1 protein-coding gene is annotated in these 505 nt (G+C 57.4%); it reads right to left on the reverse strand.

Going from position 1 to position 505, the window contains the following annotated elements; translation table 11 throughout:
- Positions 1–505 (reverse strand): EF-Tu/IF-2/RF-3 family GTPase (locus ACI2KK_RS28545; RefSeq protein WP_404671597.1); only part of this gene is annotated, 505 nt, incomplete at both ends.

Genomic DNA, 505 nt, shown 5'->3' on the forward strand with positions numbered 1-505 from the left:
GTACGGAAGTAGAACTGAGGACGGTAGCCTTTGAAGAACGGAGTGTGACGACCGCCTTCTTCCTTCGACAGAACGTAGACTTCTGCGGTGAACTTGGTGTGCGGCTTGACCGAACCTGGCTTGACCAGAACCTGGCCACGCTCAACGTCGTCACGCTTGGTACCACGCAGCAGGACGCCGCAGTTCTCGCCAGCACGACCTTCGTCCAGCAGCTTGCGGAACATCTCAACGCCGGTGCAGGTGGTGGTGGTGGTGTCACGCAGACCAACGATTTCCAGCGGGTCTTGAACGCGGACGATACCACGCTCGATACGGCCGGTAACAACGGTACCACGACCCGAGATCGAGAATACGTCTTCGATCGGCATCAGGAACGGCTGGTCGATGGCACGAACTGGCTCTGGGATGTAGCTGTCCAGAGTTTCTACCAGCTTCTTGACAGCGGTAGTGCCCATTTCGTTGTCGTCTTTGCCTTCCAGAGCCATACGAGCCGAACCGATGATGA

The organism is Pseudomonas sp. NPDC089406 (assembly GCF_044900265.1).
In the GTDB taxonomy this organism is placed as follows: domain Bacteria; phylum Pseudomonadota; class Gammaproteobacteria; order Pseudomonadales; family Pseudomonadaceae; genus Aquipseudomonas; species Aquipseudomonas fakonensis.